The 19,508-nt window shown below is 35.1% G+C and carries 17 protein-coding genes; 8 read left to right on the forward strand and 9 right to left on the reverse strand.

Going from position 1 to position 19,508, the window contains the following annotated elements; all coding sequences use genetic code 11:
* Positions 1-35 precede the first annotated feature (35 nt).
* From robA to H3T54_RS05005, 3 genes are all read right to left on the reverse strand, one after another.
* The gene (gene robA, locus H3T54_RS04995) at positions 36-956 is read right to left on the reverse strand and encodes an MDR efflux pump AcrAB transcriptional activator RobA (RefSeq protein WP_065651351.1); all 921 of its coding nucleotides are present in this window, start codon (positions 954-956) and stop codon (positions 36-38) included.
* An 85-nt stretch (positions 957-1,041) separates the two neighbouring features.
* A complete protein-coding gene (nfuA, locus tag H3T54_RS05000; RefSeq protein WP_110447046.1) occupies positions 1,042-1,620 on the reverse strand; it encodes a Fe-S biogenesis protein NfuA in 579 nt (192 codons plus the stop codon).
* Positions 1,621-1,722: 102 nt separating this feature from the next.
* Positions 1,723-2,394, reverse strand: a complete 672-nt coding sequence (locus H3T54_RS05005; protein ID WP_198221246.1) for a phosphoribosyltransferase family protein — start codon at positions 2,392-2,394, stop codon at positions 1,723-1,725.
* Positions 2,395-2,647: 253 nt separating this feature from the next.
* On the opposite strand from H3T54_RS05005, the gene H3T54_RS05010 reads away from it, so the two are divergent.
* A complete protein-coding gene (locus tag H3T54_RS05010; protein WP_198221248.1) occupies positions 2,648-3,214 on the forward strand; it encodes a peptidylprolyl isomerase in 567 nt (188 codons plus the stop codon).
* Positions 3,215-3,290: 76 nt separating this feature from the next.
* Here the strand turns inward: H3T54_RS05010 and H3T54_RS05015 are convergent, their stop codons facing one another.
* The 3 genes from H3T54_RS05015 to pepB all read right to left on the reverse strand — a co-directional run bounded on the left by H3T54_RS05015 (position 3,291) and on the right by pepB (position 6,846).
* Positions 3,291-4,322, reverse strand: a complete 1,032-nt coding sequence (locus H3T54_RS05015) for an SEL1-like repeat protein (protein ID WP_198221250.1) — start codon at positions 4,320-4,322, stop codon at positions 3,291-3,293.
* 343 nt (positions 4,323-4,665) lie between these two features.
* Entirely contained in the window at positions 4,666-5,499 is an 834-nt protein-coding gene (locus H3T54_RS05020) for a tetratricopeptide repeat protein (protein ID WP_198201695.1), read from the reverse strand.
* 66 nt (positions 5,500-5,565) lie between these two features.
* Positions 5,566-6,846 carry an aminopeptidase PepB gene (gene pepB / locus H3T54_RS05025; protein WP_232351559.1) on the reverse strand — a complete coding sequence of 427 codons (1,281 nt, stop codon included), beginning with the start codon at positions 6,844-6,846 and terminating at the stop codon, positions 5,566-5,568.
* A 101-nt stretch (positions 6,847-6,947) separates the two neighbouring features.
* On the opposite strand from pepB, the gene H3T54_RS05030 reads away from it, so the two are divergent.
* Positions 6,948-7,712, forward strand: coding sequence for a tyrosine-protein phosphatase (locus H3T54_RS05030; RefSeq protein WP_110446956.1), 765 nt, complete (start codon positions 6,948-6,950; stop codon positions 7,710-7,712).
* Positions 7,713-7,809: 97 nt separating this feature from the next.
* Complete coding sequence (gene ftnA, locus H3T54_RS05035) at positions 7,810-8,331, forward strand: non-heme ferritin (protein WP_198221251.1); 522 nt, start codon at positions 7,810-7,812, stop codon at positions 8,329-8,331.
* Positions 8,332-8,384: 53 nt separating this feature from the next.
* Here ftnA and H3T54_RS05040 read toward each other — a convergent pair whose 3' ends face one another.
* The gene (locus tag H3T54_RS05040) at positions 8,385-9,002 is read right to left on the reverse strand and encodes a 4'-phosphopantetheinyl transferase superfamily protein (RefSeq protein WP_198195933.1); all 618 of its coding nucleotides are present in this window, start codon (positions 9,000-9,002) and stop codon (positions 8,385-8,387) included.
* 98 nt (positions 9,003-9,100) lie between these two features.
* Between H3T54_RS05040 and metC the strand changes: the two genes are divergently transcribed.
* From metC to H3T54_RS05055, 3 genes are all read left to right on the forward strand, one after another.
* The gene (gene metC / locus H3T54_RS05045) at positions 9,101-10,318 is read left to right on the forward strand and encodes a cystathionine beta-lyase (protein WP_198221253.1); all 1,218 of its coding nucleotides are present in this window, start codon (positions 9,101-9,103) and stop codon (positions 10,316-10,318) included.
* 11 nt (positions 10,319-10,329) lie between these two features.
* Positions 10,330-11,634, forward strand: a complete 1,305-nt coding sequence (gene tilS / locus H3T54_RS05050) for a tRNA lysidine(34) synthetase TilS (RefSeq protein ID WP_198221255.1) — start codon at positions 10,330-10,332, stop codon at positions 11,632-11,634.
* 322 nt (positions 11,635-11,956) lie between these two features.
* Positions 11,957-13,126 carry a serine hydrolase gene (locus tag H3T54_RS05055; RefSeq protein WP_198221257.1) on the forward strand — a complete coding sequence of 390 codons (1,170 nt, stop codon included), beginning with the start codon at positions 11,957-11,959 and terminating at the stop codon, positions 13,124-13,126.
* A 326-nt stretch (positions 13,127-13,452) separates the two neighbouring features.
* Here H3T54_RS05055 and H3T54_RS05060 read toward each other — a convergent pair whose 3' ends face one another.
* Complete coding sequence (locus H3T54_RS05060) at positions 13,453-15,654, reverse strand: cation-translocating P-type ATPase (protein ID WP_198221259.1); 2,202 nt, start codon at positions 15,652-15,654, stop codon at positions 13,453-13,455.
* 204 nt (positions 15,655-15,858) lie between these two features.
* Here H3T54_RS05060 and H3T54_RS05065 point away from each other — a divergent pair, with 204 nt between their 5' ends.
* Positions 15,859-16,179: a helix-turn-helix domain-containing protein gene (locus tag H3T54_RS05065; RefSeq protein WP_110447045.1), complete on the forward strand. Its 321-nt coding sequence runs from the start codon at positions 15,859-15,861 to the stop codon at positions 16,177-16,179.
* A gap of 87 nt (positions 16,180-16,266) precedes the next feature.
* On the opposite strand, the gene suhB is transcribed toward H3T54_RS05065, so the two are convergent.
* A complete protein-coding gene (gene suhB, locus H3T54_RS05070) occupies positions 16,267-17,070 on the reverse strand; it encodes an inositol-1-monophosphatase (RefSeq protein WP_198221261.1) in 804 nt (267 codons plus the stop codon).
* Positions 17,071-17,692: 622 nt separating this feature from the next.
* Here suhB and H3T54_RS05075 point away from each other — a divergent pair.
* On the forward strand, positions 17,693-19,399 hold the full coding sequence (locus tag H3T54_RS05075; protein WP_198221263.1) for a ShlB/FhaC/HecB family hemolysin secretion/activation protein: 1,707 nt from the start codon (positions 17,693-17,695) through the stop codon (positions 19,397-19,399).
* The last annotated feature ends 109 nt before the right edge of the window (positions 19,400-19,508 follow it).

Below are 19,508 nucleotides of genomic sequence, written 5' to 3' on the forward strand. Positions count from 1 at the left end.
AATAGTCAATATTTATAAAAACTAGTTAAAGTAGACTATAACAAGTTTGACTGGATATTGACTTCATCATCTGCAACCACAGGTACACAATAATCGCATTCCATAGTATGAATATCTTCAAAACATTTAATCGTATCATCATGATGATTATGATGAATCTCAATTAAACAGCTTGAAGTGCGTAACCGAACTTTCAATGCTGGCATTGCAGCCAAATGGACTTGAGAAATAAAATCGCTGAAATTTTCTAGCGAACCGATATATTTAAAACAAAGATATAAACCACCTTCATTAACAATTGGTTCTATATGCTCAAGATTATTATTATGATCTAAGGCAATTGTATATAAAAGTTCTTGTTCATTAGCATTATCTTTACTTTTCAAGATACGGCTAAAAGCAAAAATCTTATCCGGTAAACTGTCGCTATTGTGAGCATAATGGGATAAATAATTTTGAAAAAACTGCGATCTTAATTTATTTTCTTCATCTAAAATTTGACTCAAATTACAATTATTTTTGTAAGAGATCCCCCAAAAAGTTTGTTTCGGCATATTCACAAATTTAGGCTCAGGTAAAGAAAGTCGATTTTTATTTAATTCAATAGCAGGAGTTAACCCGGTAGGATCCCAAAATTCACCACGACGATAACTTGCTGGTGTTTCATTAAATTGCTTTTTAAAAGAACGAGTAAAAGTTTGCTGCGAATCAAAACGATATTGCATAGCAATATCTAAAATAGGTTTACTTGTCATGCGCAAAGATAATGCCGCATAAGTTAATCTGCGGTGACGAATATAAGTACCAAGTACTTGACCAGTTACTTCTTTAAACATCCGTTGTAAATGCCACTTCGAATAACCTGATTTCTGGGCGACATTATCAATAGATAAGGGTTGCTCCAAATTTTTTTCAATCCAAACGATAAGATCTGAAATAATACTAACTTGATTCATATAACCCCATCATGATGTGAATTGGCAAACATTATGCGATTATGACTTAATCACAGCAATAAGCAAGATGTAAATCGAAAATTTTTTAACAATATGAATGGGTTCCAGCTTGATGTTCGGTAATATCTTTTACGCCTGCCAGTTCAGGGAATTCAGTAAGTAGTTGTTTTTCAATCCCCTCTTTTAAAGTGTAATCGACCATCGAACAACCATTACAACCACCGCCAAATTGTAATATCGCATAATTATCATCGGTTAATTCAACCAAACTCACATGACCACCATGACTAGCTAATTGTGGATTAACCTGTGCTTGAATAACATAATTGACGCGTTCAATTAACGGCGCATCATCGGCAACCTTTTTCATTTTTGAATTCGGCGCTTTCAAAGTTAATTGAGAACCTAATTCATCTGTTACATAATCAATCACCGTTTCCTCTAGAAAAGGAGCGCTAATTTCATCAATATAAATAGCAAAACCTGCTTGTTGTTGTTCTTCGATATCGCTATCTTCTATAGTATCTGCTGGGCAATATGAAACCCCACATTCTGCTGATGGTGTGCCAGGATTAATAACAAAAACCCGAATTTGTGTACCATCAGGCTGATTAGCAAGTAATTTTTTAAAATGTTGTTGCGCTGATTCAGAAATGGTAATAATAGACATAATCCCTCACTTTGACACGATTGACATTAATCATCACTAACATCATCGATAATAGTTGACTAACCTTGTTGGTCATTATAGGGGGTGTTTTAGATTTTACAAGATGGTGCGACATAAACAAACTACCTGAATATAGTTTGCCCCACAATGTTTTAACTGTTGGCTAATGGCATTTATGGTATTGCCGGTAGTAACAATATCATCAATAAGCATTATCGATTGATTGGTTAAATCATCGCGGCAACTAAATAAGGTTTCAACATTGGCTATTCGTTGCTTAAGCGATAGATACTTTTGATCGTGTGCCACTGACTTTCGTGATAACAGATAAGGTTGAAAATCACAATTAAGCCATCTGGCTATTGGTCTCGCTAATAATGCCGCTTGATTAAATCCTCTAAACCAATAACGAAAATGGTGCAATGGAACACAAGTTACAATATCGGGTTTAACCAAACCACTACTCAACCGTCGTTGATACCACGCTAAAAACATTAATCTAGCCAGAGCATTAGTTAACTCAGTTTTTCGATAAAATTTTAAATGTTGAATTAATCTTTTTAACGGTGCCATATATTCTGTTACAGCAATCATTTCATCCCAATAAGGCCGATTATCACGACATCGATAGCAGATTTTGGTTGATAATGAATGAGGAAGACTACATTGATAACAAATCTTATTAAATTTTGGTAAGTTTTTAACACATTGACTACAAATCCCATGATGAGGCAACACTAAAGGCATATTACATAAAATACATCGCATAATGATTCATCGCTTAGCAAAAAATTTTGAGGAACAGGTTTTTTATCTACAAAATATGCTTAAAAATACAAAGAAAATAGAAAATAAACTCACTAATAAAATGAATTATAATAAATAAAAACTATTTTTTATTTATTAATCGCAATATTGGAATCTATCACCCAGAATTTTAGTTAATTAGTCATATTAATCATTTCAATTCATTTAATATTCGGTATAATTTGCCCACTATTTTGGAGTAAGGATTTGTTAAATGAAAAAAATCAAACTATTACTTATATCATTACTATTAAGCCTTTTTTCAACTGTCGCCTTGGCTGATAGCAAAGTATTATTACAAACCAGTATGGGCGATATTGAAATTGAATTAGATAGTGAACATGCACCAATTACCACGAAAAATTTTCTTGATTATGTCAATAGCGGTTATTATGAAAATTTAACCTTCCATCGAGTCATTCCTGGATTTATGATTCAAGGCGGTGGCGCTGATGATCAATTAAAATTCAAAGAAACTCAACAACCAATTAAAAATGAAGCCAATAATGGCTTGAAAAACGATCGCGGAACTATCGCAATGGCAAGAACCAATGTTGTAGATAGTGCAACTAGCCAATTCTTTATTAATGTTGTCAATAATGATTTTCTTAATTACCAATCACCAGACCAATATGGTTATGCTGTTTTTGGTAAAGTCATTAAAGGAATGGATGTCGTTGATAAAATTGTTAATGTCGCTACAAAACGCATGGGACCACATCAAAATGTCCCTGTTGAACCAATCTATATTAAAAAAGCAACTGTGATTGAAGACAAATAATAGGCTCTAAAATTAATCAACACTTCAAGTAAACCACCTTAGTGATTTAAGGTGGTTTTTTTATTAAATCATAGGATTATTTTTTTAATTTATTACAAGCTCTTTCAAATCCCTGATCACAAGACTGTTTAAAATACTCATTAGCTAATGATTTGTTTTGCTTAATGCCATCGCCCTTATCATACATCAGCGCTAAATTGTATTGAGCATCAGGCACTCCTTGTTGTGCCGATTTTGTAAACCAATATACAGCTTTTACTTTATCTTGTTCTACACCATCACCTTTATCATACATAAACGCTAAATTGTTTTGTGCAGCGGGATGTCCTTTCTCTGCAGCTTTTGTATACCAATATATCACTTTTTGTTTATCTTGTTCTATGCCATCACCTTCATCATACATAAGCGCTAAATTGAATTGAGCATTAGATTCATCTTTTTCAGCTGCCTTTGTATACCAATATGCTGCCTTCTGTTTATCTTGTTCTACACCATCACCTTTCTCATACATAACCGCTAAATTATTTTGTGAATTAGAATTACCATGCTCTGCTGCTTTTGTATACCAATATGCAGCTTTTTGTTTATCTTGTTCTACACCATCACCTTTCTCATACATAATCGCTAAATTATATTGTGCGTAAGATTCACCTTTTTCAGCTGCCTTTGTATACCAATATAACGCCACTTGTTTATCTTGCTCTATGCCGTCTCCTTTATCATACATAAGCCCTAAATTATTTTGTGAATTAGAATTACCTTGTTCTGCTGCTTTTGTATACCAATATAACGCCTTTTGTTTATCTTGTTCTATGCCATCACCTTCATCATACATAACCGCTAAATTAAATTGTGCATCAGATTTACCTTTTGCTGCCGCTTTTTTGTACCAATATGCGGCCTTTTGTACATCTTGCTCTATACCATCACCTTCATCATACATAAGTCCTAAAATATATTGGGCTTCGGCATTACCTTGCTCCGCTTCTACTTTACATGGAGTGAAAGCTTCTTCATTACTCCCCATCAACCAATATATTTCGCATTGATTTGCATAACTTGAAAAAGAACACAGAATTAATAACCCAAAAGATACTAGTTTTTTCATTGTATTTCCTATACATGCTAAAATAGACACTACTATTTTTTATTTTATTCATTATATATAAATGTATGTATCAAAATAATCATTAGCATTAATTTTCTTAATTATCGCTCACAAATAATAAAGTTATTGTGTAATGAATAAACCTATAAAGAAGAAAGATTACTGATAAGATTATGACTGTCGAATTTAACATATAAGACCACGTCAAAATGCCCTTGTTGAACCAATCTATATAAAAAAAGCAACAGTGGTTGAAGATAAACAATAGGTTGTTCTAAAATTAATCAACACTTCAAGTAAACCACCTTAGTGATTTAAGGTGTTTTTTTATTAAATCTTAGGATTATTTTTCTAATTTATTACAAGCTTTTTCAAAACCCCGCTCACAGGACTGTTTAAAATACTTATTAGCTAATAATTTGTTTTGCTCAACCCCATCACCTTTATCATACATAATTCCTAACCTGTATTGTGCTTCAGGGACGACATTCCGCTCCGCTAATTTAGTATACCAAAATGCTGCTTTTTGTTTATTTTGTTCAACTCCATCACCTTCATCATACATAAGAGCTAAATTAAATTGTGAGTTGAAGTCACCTTGTTCTGCAGCTTTTTCATACCAAAATATCGCTTTTTGTTTATCTTGTTCTATTCCATCACCTTTATCATACATAAGTCCTAACGCGTATTGTGCATCCATATAACCTTGTTCAGCTGATTTTATATACAAAGTTAAAGCTTTTTGTATATTTGGTTCAACGCCATGACCATATTCATACATAATACCTAAATTATATTGTGATGGGGGGTCATTTTGTTCTACAGCTTTCTCATACCAAAATAACGCTTTTTGGGAATCTTGTGTTTCATCATCACTTTGATCATACAATATGCCTAGAGTATATTGTGCATCTACATAACCTTGTTCGGCTGATTTTGTAAACCAATAAATAGCCTTTTGATATAGTGAATCATCTTGCTCATCTCCTGTTATAGCCTGATAATATAAGTCACCTAAAAGATACTGCGCTTCTGAACTACCTTTTTCTGCTTCTTGTGTACATTCAATAAGTGCCTTTTCATAATTTTTATTTTCATATTCTGTTGTACAATCCCTCGCATAAGTAACAAAAGAAAATAAGAGGGGCATAACTAATAGTAACTTTTTTATATTCATGATATTCCTTATATATTTATAAACTTTTTTAAAATTCTATTTAATGCATCATAAAATCATTACTAATCATTTTAATATAGTTAACAAATTAGCCAGCGTTCTTACCCCGATACCTGTTGCACCTGTTGCCCATAAAGCGGTAGCACTTTTGCGGAATGTCGCTGAACAGTCAATGTGTAGCCAATTTTGTTTATAATTTTTAATAAAATGAGATAAAAATGCCGCAGCAGTACTTGCACCAGCGGTATTGGGTAATCCAGAATTGGCCATATCAGCAAAAGATGATGGAAATTGACTACGATGAAAATCAGCTAATGGTAATCGCCAAAAAGCTTCATGTTCCACGAGGCTACTAGCTAATAACTGATTTGCAAAGAGGTCATCAAACGAAAGTAATGAATGATAATCGTTACCTACAGCAATTTTTGCTGCACCAGTAAGGGTTGCACAGTCAATAATATAATGAGGATTATCGTTGTCAGCACTAATTAATCCATCAGCTAAAACTAACCGTCCTTCCGCATCGGTATTATCAACTTCAACAGTTTTACCATTACGATATCGAATAATATCACCCAGTTTAAATGCCTTACCACTCACCAAATTATCAGCACAACACAGATAAAGTTTGATACGATGTTTAACACCTCGAGCAATAGCAAGTGCCAGAGCACCAGTTACTAATGCTGCGCCCCCCATATCCGATCGCATTGATTCCATAAAACTGCTTGGTTTTAAGCTATAACCACCAGAATCAAAAGTAATACCTTTACCGACTAAACAAGCAACAATTGGCGCTTTAGGATTTTTAGTCGGATTATAATCAAGCTCAAGCAACGCTGCCGGTCGTTCTGATCCTTTGCCAACCGAGTAAATGCCCATATAATCCTGTTCTTTTAATGCTTCACCTGAAGTAATGTTATAGGTAATATCTGAGGAATAATTACTAATTAAGTTTGCACTTTGTGTTGCCAGTTCTAACGGGCTTAATGTTTCAGCTTGTTGATTAACAATATCTCGACACCAATCAATAATTGCGAGACGATATTTTAGTTCTTGCTTATCTTGACTATCAAGTTTGGCCCAACTTACTTTATTATTATTCTTAGCATTACGATAACCGAGCCAAAAATGCCAACAAGATTCTAAATCCCAATTATCACCACTAAGTTTAACTGACTTAATACCTTGATTATCTAGTTTTCGAGCAGCTCGCTGAATAGCACCATGTCGATGGTCAGGTTGATAATGAATGGTAATGGCATCATCAGAAAAACTAAGTAAAGCATCTTTACCCCATTTAGATGGAGCAGGTTTTTCCGATAATAAGATAGATAAAGTCGACATAATAGATTCCTCAAGCAATAATAATGCAAAAACGATGAATCAATTCTAATCAGAAACATGTTAATATAGCAAGCAAAGTTAAGCAGAAATAAGGACCAATAATGACATCAGTTGTACCAATCCAAAATGGAATTAATTTTCGAGACTTAGGTGGCATTAAAACCAGTGATGGTCGCCAAATTCGTTCAGGAATGTTGTATCGTTCAGGTGAATTCTCTCGCCTTAGTGATGAGGAAAAAAAGTTCTTATCTGATGAGCTTAATTTACATTATGTATTAGATTATCGTGATCAACTTGAAATCGATCGTAATCCTGATAATCTTTGGAACAATAGCCAATATTTTAATATCCCAGCAAATCCATTAAGTGATGAAATTACAGCAAGCTTAGTTAGTGATGATATATTCGTACTTAAAAAATATTCGCCGTTGGATTTTATGATTAAACTTTATCAGCTATTACCGTTTAATAATCCAGCTTATAAAAAATTAATATCAATATTACTCAATGCGAATGGCAAACCATTAGTACAGCACTGTGCAGTAGGTAAAGATAGAACTGGTGTCGGCGTCGCCTTAACCCTATTTGCATTAGGTGTCAGCGAAGACGTTGTTATGCAAGATTATTTGCTTACCGAACAATATTTAAATGATTATCGTCAAGCTGTACTTAGTCAAAATAAAAGTAAATTATCGGCTGAAGAATTTGAAAAACAGAAAATCATTTTTTCAGCTAAGCAAGAGTTTTTAACCGCTGCTATCGATGAAATAAAAAAACGCTATAACACAATAGATAATTGGTTACACCAAGAGTATCAATTAGATGATAACAACAGAAAGATCCTTCAAGATATTTATCTAATTTAACTAATATAAGTGTATGAATAACTATCATACACTTATCAATAATCACTTTATATCAATAAAAAGTGAAATACTAAAAAAGCAATGTGAGGAAAATGAAATGTTAACCAACCAAATGGTCAAAAAACTCAATGACCAATTAAATCTAGAATTCTATTCTTCTAACCTTTACCTACAAATGAGTGCATGGTGTGATGATCAAAATTTTCCTTCGTTTGGAAAATTTTTAAGGGATCACGCTAGCGAAGAACGACAACATATGGAACGCTTATTTGATTATGTGTTAGATTGCGGTGCATTAGCGCTTATTGGCAAAATTGAAGCACCAGAAGCAGAATATAAATCATTACTTGATGTGTTTAGAGCGGCATATCAACATGAACTTAAAATTACCAAAGAGATAAATGAGCTTGTTGACTATGCTTTAACCCAAAAAGATTTCTCAACATTTCACTTTTTACAATGGTACGTTGCTGAACAACATGAAGAAGAAAAACTTTTTAAAAGCATTGTTGATAAACTGGAATTAGTTGGTGAAAACAAACGAGATTTATTCTTTATGGATAAAGATTTTAATAAAACATTAAGTGAGTCTGGTTTACTTGCTTCCAGCGCAGAATAAATTAATAATATTAATCTGCTGCGACCATCATGGTGTAGCAGATGATTATCCTGTTAAGATTGCAAAATAAAATCTGTAATAGGTTTATTATGATTTACGGCAAGATGAACTGCTTCTACTTGCTGATATTGATAATAAAAATCCTGTCCAAATGGCGCACTAATCATCTGTTTTTCAACATCTATTTTGACCGATTTTATTTGCCAAACACCTTTCGCATATAATTTAAGTGCAGATTCTTTTAATGTCCAAAGTTGCCAAAATGCCGCTAAAGTATCCGATTGTTTTAATATCCATTGATATTCTTCATTAGCAAAATAATTTTTGGCGACATTCAGATAATTTTTACGCTGCCTAGCAACTTCAATATCAATCCCAACTCTACCATTTAAGGATATGGCAACTGCCACCCAATCTTTACTATGACTGATATTAAAATCAGGCAGGTTATGTTGTAAAAAGCAAGGACGGCTATTATCACCAATAATGATGGGTGGCAAACTATCAATATGACAATACTGTTTAAGTAAACTAGCTAAAATTGAACGACAAACTAAAAACTGTTTTTTTCGTGAACCACTTAATGACTCAGCATCATTAATGATTTGTGGTGATAATAATGAATAGTTCACTTCTGCCGTATCTAAATGAGCAAGTTGAGCAATTAACATTTTATGTAAGCCAATTTAAACAAAAATTATTTTTTACTATTTTAACAGCATGCTATGCTAACTGTTATCGAAATTTATCGGTTCACTAAGGATGCATCATGTCATTACAAACAAAATTAGTTCATGCTGGTCGAAAAAAACGTTATACCCAAGGTGCTGTTAACTCCGTTATTCAGAGAGCATCATCGCTTGTTTTTGATTCATTAAAAGCGAAAAAAGACGCGATGGAAAATCGAGCCAAAGGCGGATTATTTTACGGTCGACGCGGTACCTTAACCCATTTTGCCTTACAAGATGCCATGGTCGAAATTGAAGGTGGCGCAGGTTGCTATCTTTATCCTTGTGGTGCAGCAGCCATTGCAAATGCTATCTTAGCTTTTGTCAAATCAGGTGATCATATTTTGGTTTCAGAAGCCAGTTACGAGCCAACGCAAGAATTTTGCGAACATATATTAAAAGATTTTGGTGTGGAAACCGATTATTTTTCACCCTTGATTGGTCGCTATATTACTAATCATATTAAACCCAATACCAAAGTAGTATTTCTTGAATCACCAAGCTCAATCACTATGGAACTGCATGATGTGCCAGCGATAGTTAAAGCTATTCGCAGTGTTAATCCGGAAATTGTCATTATGATGGATAACACTTGGGCTGCAGGTGTTTTATTTAAAGCATTAGAGCATGATGTTGATATCTCTATTCAAGCCGGTACTAAATATTTAATTGGTCACTCTGATGCTATGTTAGGTACTGCGGTTGCTAATCAACGATGTTGGGATCAATTACGTGAACGCTCTTATTTAATGGGACAAATGTGTGATGCTGATACCGCTTATATGGCAGCACGGGGATTAAGAACCTTAGCGGTCAGGTTAAAACAACATCACGAAAGTGGACTAAAAGTAGCTAACTGGTTAGCAAATCACCCCAAAGTTGCCACGGTTAACCATCCTGCATTAGCAAGCTGTAAAGGGCATGAATTTTTTAAACGTGATTTTAGTGGCGCTAGTGGCCTATTTTCGTTTGTACTTAAAGATCATTTGAGCGAAGTGCAATTATCTGATTTTTTAGATAATATGACTCACTTCTCGATGGCTTATTCATGGGGTGGATTCGAATCATTGATTTTAGCCAATCAACCTGAAGATCTTGCGAAAATACGTCCAGTATCCGGTGTGGATTTCACAGGTACATTAATTCGATTACATATTGGCCTTGAAGATCCCGATGATTTAATCGCCGATCTGGCTGCTGGCCTAGATCGAATCAATCTACACAAAAATAAGGTTAATGCGTTACAAAGCTTAGTATAAATGGATAGCACATGAGCCATCAAAATCAAACCCAAATAGACAATATTGTTGAGCAAACTATTTTACAACATCTAAACGGTCGGCAATCGTTATTGGTTGCCTTTAGTGGTGGTGTCGATTCAACCGTATTAATGCAAGCATTAGTCACCTTAAAGCAACGGCTACAAAATTTACAACTAAGAGCTATTTATATTCATCACGGTTTAAGTAAAAATGCCGATAATTGGGCTGAACATTGCCTGAGACAATGCCAAACGTGGCAAGTGCCATTGATTATTGAAAAAGTAAAACTTAATCGTAGTGCTGGCAATATTGAAGAACAGGCCAGAGAAACTCGTTATCAAGCCATTTATCAACATTTAAAAAGTGATGAGATGTTATGTACGGCACAACATCTTGACGATCAATGTGAAACTTTCTTCCTAGCCTTAAAACGTGGTAGTGGCCCAACAGGCTTATCCGCTATGCCTCTGGAAAATGGCCAACATCTTAGACCATTATTAACGATCTCTCGCCAAGAAATTGAACAATATGCCAATCAACATCTATTAAGTTGGATTGAAGATGAAAGTAATCAAGACGACCATTATGATCGTAATTTTTTACGCTTAAAGGTAATGCCAATACTTAATCAACGTTGGCCACATTTTTCACAAATGGTGGCTCGTAGTGCTGAATTATGTCAACAGCAAGAAGCTTTAATTCATGAGCTGTTATTGGCTGAATTTGAGCAAATTATTGGTAATGCTAAACAACTCAATATTCAACCTTTACGGGATTATTCTCAATACAAACGTAATGCAATATTGCGAATGTGGTTTAGAGAGCAACATATCGGCATGCCAAGTCAAAAGCAACTGTCGTTAATTTGGCAAACCGTTATTCAAGCGAAAGAAGATGCCAATCCACAATTTATTTTGCATAATCGACAGATTCGCCGCTATCAAAACCAACTCTATTTATTACCTTTATATCAAGATATTGAACAGCAAATCCTGCCGTGGGATTTAGCTACGTCACTCATTTTGCCTGATAATTTAGGCCATTTACAGCCTAATTATCAAACAGATTTAACCTGCCGTTTACCACAAAAAGATGAAACGGTTTCGGTGCGTTTTCATGCGCAAGGTCAATTTCAAATTGTACAGCGCCAAGGATCACGATCAATCAAAAAATTATGGCAAGAACACCATATTCCGCCATGGATGCGCACTCGTATTCCATTAATTTACTATAATGAGCAATTGATTACTGCCGTTGGGGTATTTGTTACTGAGCAAGGTAAAGGATCACAAGTTGGTTTTAATCTAAAATAAATCATAAAAATAAAATGTGCTTGAGTCTAATTGACACGAAATCGAATTCAATCCAATCATACTAACCTGAATTGGATTATATAATTAAGTAACCTCATACATAACAGAGCTATCGTTCTTCATGGCTAAACAGCATACACTTTACAGTAACAAATTAAATGGAACTGATAATACAAAAATAATGTTAAATTACATAAGCATAACTATTAATAGGAAACCAACTAAGCATCGTCAAAATAAATTCATTTAGCATATTTATTATCTTACAAAAAAAACATATACTACTAGGTGAAATAATAATCAATCAAGAGTTAAGACAAAAATGAAAGTTAGTCGTTTTTCTGCAAATGTTGGACAAGCAATCAATAAAGTGAATCAATATGCGATAGATAAAAAACATATAGTTGGATCTGTTGTTATGGTTGCTAAAGAGGGACAAATAATCTATCAACAAGCATCCGGCTATGCTGATAAAGAACAAAAATCAACCATGCAAGTTGACTCACAATTTTTGCTTTCATCTGTTACCAAACCGATAGTTAGTGCAGCCGCATTATGTTTAGTAGAAAAAGGACTACTAAAATTGGATTCGCCTGTTACTGATTATCTACCTTATTTCACTCCAAAACTAGAAAATGGCCAGCAACCAGTTATTACTTTGCATCACTTATTAACCCATAGTGCGGGACTAAAATATCGTTTTTGCGAACCTCATGGTGAAGGCATTTATAATACATTACAGATTTCAGACGGCTTTGATCAAATAGCAACTGATTTAGATGAAAATCTTCATCGATTATCAAAAGCTCCTCTTCTTTTTGCTCCTGGAACAAATTGGTGTTATTCATTGGCATTAGATGTCCTAGGTGGAGTATTAACTGCTGTCACTCAACAACCATTAGAAGAAATAATAAAAACTACCATAACGATTCCTTTGAATATGGCAAAAACCGGCTTTACCATACCAGATAATAATCAATTAGTTACTCACTATTATAATGCTTTACCGGAACCATTACCTATGCCAAGCCCTTATTTTATGCAATTAGATGAAGCATCGAATAACGGGATTGTTTCTTATGATCCTAAACGCATATTTAATCCTAAAGCCTATCATTCAGGTGGGGCTGGTATGGTTGGTACTGCCCCTGATTTTATGCAATTTCTGTTATCACTAACTTCAATAAATACTGATTTAAGTAACAATAAACTAATGGATACAATGGCGAAGTGTTATATAAGTAGTGAATATGGTACAAAAGGGCCAGGATGGGGATTCGGTTATGGTGGTGCGGTGCTTGATGACCCGATCTTAGCGCAAACACCACAGAGTAAAGGAACTATTCAATGGGGCGGTGTGTATGGTCATAATTGGTTTTATGATCCTCAACAAGAATTAGCTGTAGTCATTTTGACTAATACCGCAATTGAAGGAATGTTGGGACACTATCCAGTAAAAATTAGAGATGCTATTTATCATTGTTTAGCATGATGCTATTCCGATAGGAAAATTTTGCCGGTTTTTGGCTTTAATTTATCAGAAAATGCCGATTGAAAAAACACCCTATAAGATGGTGCTTTTTCAATCAAGTATTTGAATCTTCGCATAGTGAAATATTTATACTTATCCAATTAATCGTTTTTTCAATTAGTTTCATTCTGATTTATATTATATTCACCACTAATCTACTATAGATATTACCCTTATTAGATCCGAACGATAAAAAGGATCCAAAATCGATTAATTTGGGACAATATTTGCATTAATTACTTGATCTAAAATTAATTTATTACCATAAAGCATTTGTTCAAAATAAATTATTTTGACCGAGAACGTGCTTGCCAACGTTTTAACAATAAAGCATTAGTCACAACACTTACACTGCTAAGTGCCATAGCAGCGCCGGCTATCATTGGATTTAAGAAGCCGAAGGCAGCAAGAGGAATGCCAATTAAATTATAGAAAAAAGCCCAAAATAAATTTTGCTTAATTTTATTATAGGTTCGGCGAGAGATATCAATAGCATCGGCAATTAAAAATAGATTGCCACGCATCAACGTTATACTCGCTGCATGCATCGCGACATCAGTCCCCGTTCCCATAGCAATACCAATATCAGCCGCAGCTAGAGCTGGAGCATCATTAATACCGTCACCCACCATTGCCACTTTATGATTACTATTGCTATTGTTAAGGTTTTGGCTCTCTTTTTGTAATTGATAAATATAATTGGCTTTATCTTGTGGTAAAACCTCAGCAATAACTTTATCTAAATGTAATTGCTGTGCTACATAATTAGCCGCTTGTTGATTGTCGCCGGTTAACATAACCGTATTTACGTTTAATTGATGTAATGCATCAATGGCATTTTTTGCTTCCGATTTAATTACATCAGCAAAACCAAATAAGGCTAATATCACAACACCATTTTCCGATTGCTGTTTGGCTAAAAATGAGATTGTATAACCTTTTTGGGTAAGTTCATTAATTTTATCCTGCATATCCATAAAATAAGCATTTAACGATTTCATCCAACGTAAACTGCCTAAATAAAACTGATGATTATCAATGGTTGCCATTACCCCTGAACCTGCAACCGAGATAATATTCTGCGCATAATTATACGATTTAGCTTTCGCTAAAATTGCTTTAGCGAGTGGATGCTCACTTCCGGCTTGCATTGATGCTGCTAGTGCAAGAATTTGATCGGCAGTTTCTGTGCCCATTACATCCAGTTCAACTAATTCTGGTTTACCAATGGTTAATGTGCCAGTTTTATCCAATGCTACCGTATTAATGTTATGTAAGATTTCAAGCGCCTCGGCATCTTTAATCAAAATACCATGGCGAGCAGCAACCCCCGTACCAACCATTATGGCGGTGGGTGTCGCCAATCCTAATGCACATGGGCAAGCAATGACTAACACGGCGACCGCATGTAGTAAAGCTTGCTGCCAATCATGAGAAATAAGGCCCCATGCAAGTAGAGTAATCAGAGCAATGATTAAAATTACAGGAACAAAAATAGCACTTATTCGATCGACAATACGCTGAATTGGCGCTTTTTTCGCTTGAGCAGATTCGACCATAGCGATAATCTTAGACAAAGTCGAATCAGCTTGTACCGCTGTTGTTTTTACTATCAATAATCCTTCACCATTAATGGTGCCACCAGTTACCACACTATTGAGGATTTTATTAACTGGGAAACTTTCCCCCGTCAACATCGATTCATCACAACTCGATGCGCCGTCAATAACCACACCATCTACTGGAATTCTTTCACCAGGTTTGATCACAACCACATCATCGACCTTAACCTGACTTATCGGCAAACTTACCTCTTGATCGCCTTGTCGAACTAATGCAACTTCAGGGCGAAGTGCAGAAAGTGCCTCAATCGCTTGGGTCGTTTGATGTTTGGCTCTCGACTCTAACCATTTACCAATCAAAATTAACGTAATAATAACAACCGATGACTCGAAATAGAGATGATCGTTATTACCAATAATAAGCTGATAAAGTGACAATCCATAAGCTGCACTGGTACCAATTGCCACTAACAGATCCATATTTCCTGATAATGCTTTAGCTGCATTAAAACCACTTCGATAAAATTTAGCGCCAAGACCAAATTGCACAATCGAAGCAATCACTAATTGCAACCAAGCGGGCATCATCCAATGAATAGCAAACGGTTCAAGTAACATCGGCAACACAAAAGGAATCGCTAAGATAACAGAGATAATAATCGGCCAAATTGATGCTTGTTTACTCATATCTTGGGCATGAATTTCTGGTTCAGTAATCTTTACGGCGTGGTAACCAGCTTTATCGACTGCTGCCATTAAGGCTTCTAATTGCACATTAGTATTAGCTTCAACTGTTGCCTTTTCTGTCGCAAGGTTAACACTAACATTAATCACGCCATCAATCTTTTTTAATGCTTTTTCAACACGACTAACGCATGATGCGCAACTCATCTCTTCCACAAAAAAATTATATTCGATGGTTTTCATTTGATGTTTCCCGTGGTTTTTGATGTGATTTATATAGCTATTGTAATATTAATTATCCTTTTAACAAGAATGCACTTTTTTGATATATACTACCTAAAAAGATACCATTGAGATAATAATGTGAAAAATAATCCGATTAATACCACTTGTTGTGGAAAAGGACATCAACCTATCACCTGTTGTCCAGTTGATGCTACAATTAATATGATTGGTGGTAAATATAAATCGCTCATTTTATGGAAACTGATGACCGAAACCACCTTAAGATTTTCACAATTACAGAAAGAAATTCCAACCGCTACACCTAAAATGCTAACCCAACAGCTACGTGAACTTGAAGCAAATGGCCTAATTCATCGACACGTTTATCCCGTTGTACCACCTAAAGTAGAATATTCTTTAACCAACTTTGGCAAAAGTATCAGGCCTGTTCTCGAATCGATGTATATTTGGGGTAGTGACTATTTAAACAATCAAGGCTTACAAGTTAATTGTTCCATGACAGCAATAACTGATCCACAATAACCAATAGCAAATTTATATTTTTGATAAAAGATATAAAGACAAAATGCAGGGTTAAGACAGCCCTGCATTTAGATAAAGAAAGTAAAATTAATTACGCAAATTTTCTGGCCAATCATTTTGAGTAGAAACAAGCAGATCTTTAACGATTCTTGGATTGCCTGCAACTATGTTACCAGAAACCATATAATTATTACCGCCAGCAAAATCAGTAACCACGCCACCAGCTTCACGTAAAATCAGCTCACCAGCAGCAATATCCCATGGTTTTAAGCCGATTTCAAAAAAGCCATCTAAACGCCCTGATGCGACATAAGCTAAATCTAATGCTGCTGAACCTGTACGGCGAAAATCACCACATTTAGTGAATAATTTTTGCAATACTGCAAAATAACTATCGCTGTGTTGTTTAGCTTTAAAAGGAAAAGCCATTGCCAAAACGCTACCTTCTAAGTCTTTAGCATTACTTACGCGGATACGGTAACCATTTAGTTGTGCGCCTTTACCTCGTGCAGCAGTAAAAAGTTCATTACTCATTGGATTATACACAACAGCAACTTCAGTTTTACCTTTAACTCGAGCGGCAATCGAAACAGCAAAATGAGGAATATTTTTAATAAAATTAGTAGTACCATCAATTGGGTCAATTATCCATTGCGTTTCAGCATCATTACCTTTAGCTAATCCGCTTTCTTCAGCAATAATAGTATGATCAGGATACGCTTTCTTGATCGTTTCGATAATTAAGGCTTCAGCAGCACGATCAGCGTTAGTAGCAAAATCGTTGGCACCTTTAGTGTCAATTTCGATTGAACTTGGATTTTCATAAGCCTTAATGGCCACATTACCTGCTTTACGAGCAGCACGAATAGCAATATTCAGCATCGGATGCATAATTTTCTTCCAATTGATGATGTTAAAGAACGGGTTGATTTAGCAACACAGCAAGTATTACTAAAAATTGCCACATAGTATAAAGGTTTTATACTTACTTTGCCAGCCATTGTTAATAGAGGAAAACTTAAAATAAAAAAATTAGTCGAATCAGCAATATTTATACAAGTAAAAACATGACTAGCAATAATAATTAGCCATATTAATACTAGTCACAATATATTTTTGATAAATGTTATTTAATTCCAAAAAAGCAAAAAGGATCATTTTAAATGATAAAGATCCTAGCTTCATCATCAATATATCTTCGTCATTTTACTGTCACTCATCTAACCACGCTGTACTAAATATAAACATAAAATCAGAGTAATCAATTGATTAATCGAATAAATGTATTTAAAAAATTTAAACAAAATCCCCAAAACATTTATTACTAGTGTTTATAAAAAAAGGAGCGGTTAATCGAATAAGTAATTGAAATAAACAATACGAATGATATTGAATATATCATTAAAAGATATTATAAATTGATATATATCAGTTTTACGCGTGGATCTTCCTGTATTTTGTTGTTAGCATGGTTTTTATGTCTATTTTTATGTGATGTTATGTTGTAATTAATATGATAAATTTATCGATTAAAAAACATTTATTTGCCTGGGGTGCTATTATCATACCCTCGTTTGTTGCGTTAGCTGAACCACCGCCAAAAACGCAACAACTGAGTGATCAGCAACTGATCCGCCAACAAGAGCGTGATAGAGCCCTTCAAGATACATTAACGCCTTCGGCACCTGACATCCATTTATTACCACCTACTCATGAAACAAGTGACATCCATTTTCCAACAGAGTCATTTTGTTTCAATATTCATCAGGTGCAATTATTAGAACGAGATAAATTACCTTGGTTTATTCCTATCAATAAACTGGCTCGTCAAGCCGAGCACCGTTGTTTAGGTGTAGAAGGTGTCAATTTATTGATGACCAAAATACAAGACCGCTTAATTAGCTATGGATATATCACCACTCGCGTGGTGGCGCCTGAGCAAGATTTAACGTCAGGCACATTAAAACTATTGTTAGTGGAAGGAAAAGTACGAAAACTCTACTACAGTGATGATAGTGATAAATATGCTCAATTGTATAGCGCAATGCCAGTAAGAGAAAATCAACTTCTTAACTTACGTGATATCGAACAAGGTCTGAAAAACCTACAGCGGTTACCGACAGTTTCCAGTCAAATGAAACTGGTACCGGGCGATAAACCAGGGGAAAGTGATGTGGTTATCACGCGAAAGCAAAGCAAAATGTGGCGATTAGGGTTATCGGTTGATGATTCGGGAACAAAAGCGACTGGCCGAGACCAAGCTGGTGCGACTTTATATTTAGACAATCTATTATCCTTAAGCGATGCGTTTTATGTCTCCGGTGGTCACGATATTAATGGCAAAGGAAAATATGGCTCACGTAACTTCCTTTTATCTTATTCTATCCCTTATGGCTATTGGTTACTGAGCGCATCATTATCCGGCAATAAATACCATCAAACGATAGCCGGTCAAAATGAGAATTTTGAGTATAGTGGTCGCAGCCGCAATGCTAATGTACAAATCAGCCGAGTAATTCATCGTAATGAATCACAAAAAACAACCTTAAGTTATGGCATTACTCTTCGTGAATCCCATAACTATATTAATGACACTGAAATGGAGCTCCAACAACGTAAAACTACGCATTGGCAATTAGGGTTAGAACATCGACATTATATTGACGATATGACTTTAGATGTGGGTGTTAGCTATCAAAAAGGGGTTCGTTGGTTTAACGCCAAAAAAGCCCCCGAAGAAGACAATCCTGAAGATACCAGCAGTGCATTGTCAAATATTTTTCTGGTTAATTTCTCCGCCAATGTGCCATTTAAAGTGAAAGAGCAATCGTTTCGCTATCGTTTAGACTATCAAGGCCAATATACCCGTGGCGATGACTTAACTTCACCAGACCAATTTTCAATTGGTGGCCGTTGGTCTGTACGTGGTTTTGATGGGGAATTAACATTAAAAGCAGACCGTGGATGGTACTTGCGTAATGAGCTTTCCTGGCAAGGGCCATTTAATCATGAGCCGTATCTAGGTATCGATACGGGTGAAGTGTCGGGCAATAAAAGTGAGTACCTACTCGGTCGACACTTAACCGGTGGCGTGGTCGGTATTCGTGGAAATAATTATGGTTTTTATTATGATTTCTTTGCCGGTAAACCAATCCGCAAACCAAAAGGTTTTAAAACCAACCCATTAACATTGGGCTTTAATGTTAACTGGAACTATTAAAATTATTATTTACTCATACGAAGCAATAAATACAAACAAAAGCAAGTCCTAACGTTTTACCGTAGTCAATCTAAAACAAGAATAAGCAGTATTAAGTAAGGAATAGATG

The sequence above is a fragment of the Gilliamella sp. B14384G10 genome (genome assembly GCF_016101685.1).
Lineage (GTDB): Bacteria > Pseudomonadota > Gammaproteobacteria > Enterobacterales > Orbaceae > Gilliamella > Gilliamella apis_A.

Bases quoted from the DNA above. Each gene is read 5' to 3' on its own strand.
- H3T54_RS05020 (WP_198201695.1), bottom strand. From the start codon at position 5,499: ATGAATATAAAAAAGTTACTATTAGTTATGCCCCTCTTATTTTCTTTT.
- H3T54_RS05010 (WP_198221248.1), top strand. From the start codon at position 2,648: ATGAAAAAAATCAAACTATTACTTATATCATTACTATTAAGCCTTTTT.
- suhB (WP_198221261.1), bottom strand. From the start codon at position 17,070: ATGCATCCGATGCTGAATATTGCTATTCGTGCTGCTCGTAAAGCAGGT.
- H3T54_RS05065 (WP_110447045.1), top strand. From the start codon at position 15,859: ATGATTGGTGGTAAATATAAATCGCTCATTTTATGGAAACTGATGACC.
- pepB (WP_232351559.1), bottom strand. From the start codon at position 6,846: ATGTCGACTTTATCTATCTTATTATCGGAAAAACCTGCTCCATCTAAA.
- H3T54_RS05075 (WP_198221263.1), top strand. From the start codon at position 17,693: ATGATAAATTTATCGATTAAAAAACATTTATTTGCCTGGGGTGCTATT.
- ftnA (WP_198221251.1), top strand. From the start codon at position 7,810: ATGTTAACCAACCAAATGGTCAAAAAACTCAATGACCAATTAAATCTA.
- H3T54_RS05015 (WP_198221250.1), bottom strand. From the start codon at position 4,322: ATGAAAAAACTAGTATCTTTTGGGTTATTAATTCTGTGTTCTTTTTCA.
- robA (WP_065651351.1), bottom strand. From the start codon at position 956: ATGAATCAAGTTAGTATTATTTCAGATCTTATCGTTTGGATTGAAAAA.
- tilS (WP_198221255.1), top strand. From the start codon at position 10,330: ATGAGCCATCAAAATCAAACCCAAATAGACAATATTGTTGAGCAAACT.
- H3T54_RS05005 (WP_198221246.1), bottom strand. From the start codon at position 2,394: ATGCGATGTATTTTATGTAATATGCCTTTAGTGTTGCCTCATCATGGG.
- H3T54_RS05030 (WP_110446956.1), top strand. From the start codon at position 6,948: ATGACATCAGTTGTACCAATCCAAAATGGAATTAATTTTCGAGACTTA.
- H3T54_RS05055 (WP_198221257.1), top strand. From the start codon at position 11,957: ATGAAAGTTAGTCGTTTTTCTGCAAATGTTGGACAAGCAATCAATAAA.
- H3T54_RS05060 (WP_198221259.1), bottom strand. From the start codon at position 15,654: ATGAAAACCATCGAATATAATTTTTTTGTGGAAGAGATGAGTTGCGCA.
- H3T54_RS05040 (WP_198195933.1), bottom strand. From the start codon at position 9,002: ATGTTAATTGCTCAACTTGCTCATTTAGATACGGCAGAAGTGAACTAT.
- metC (WP_198221253.1), top strand. From the start codon at position 9,101: ATGTCATTACAAACAAAATTAGTTCATGCTGGTCGAAAAAAACGTTAT.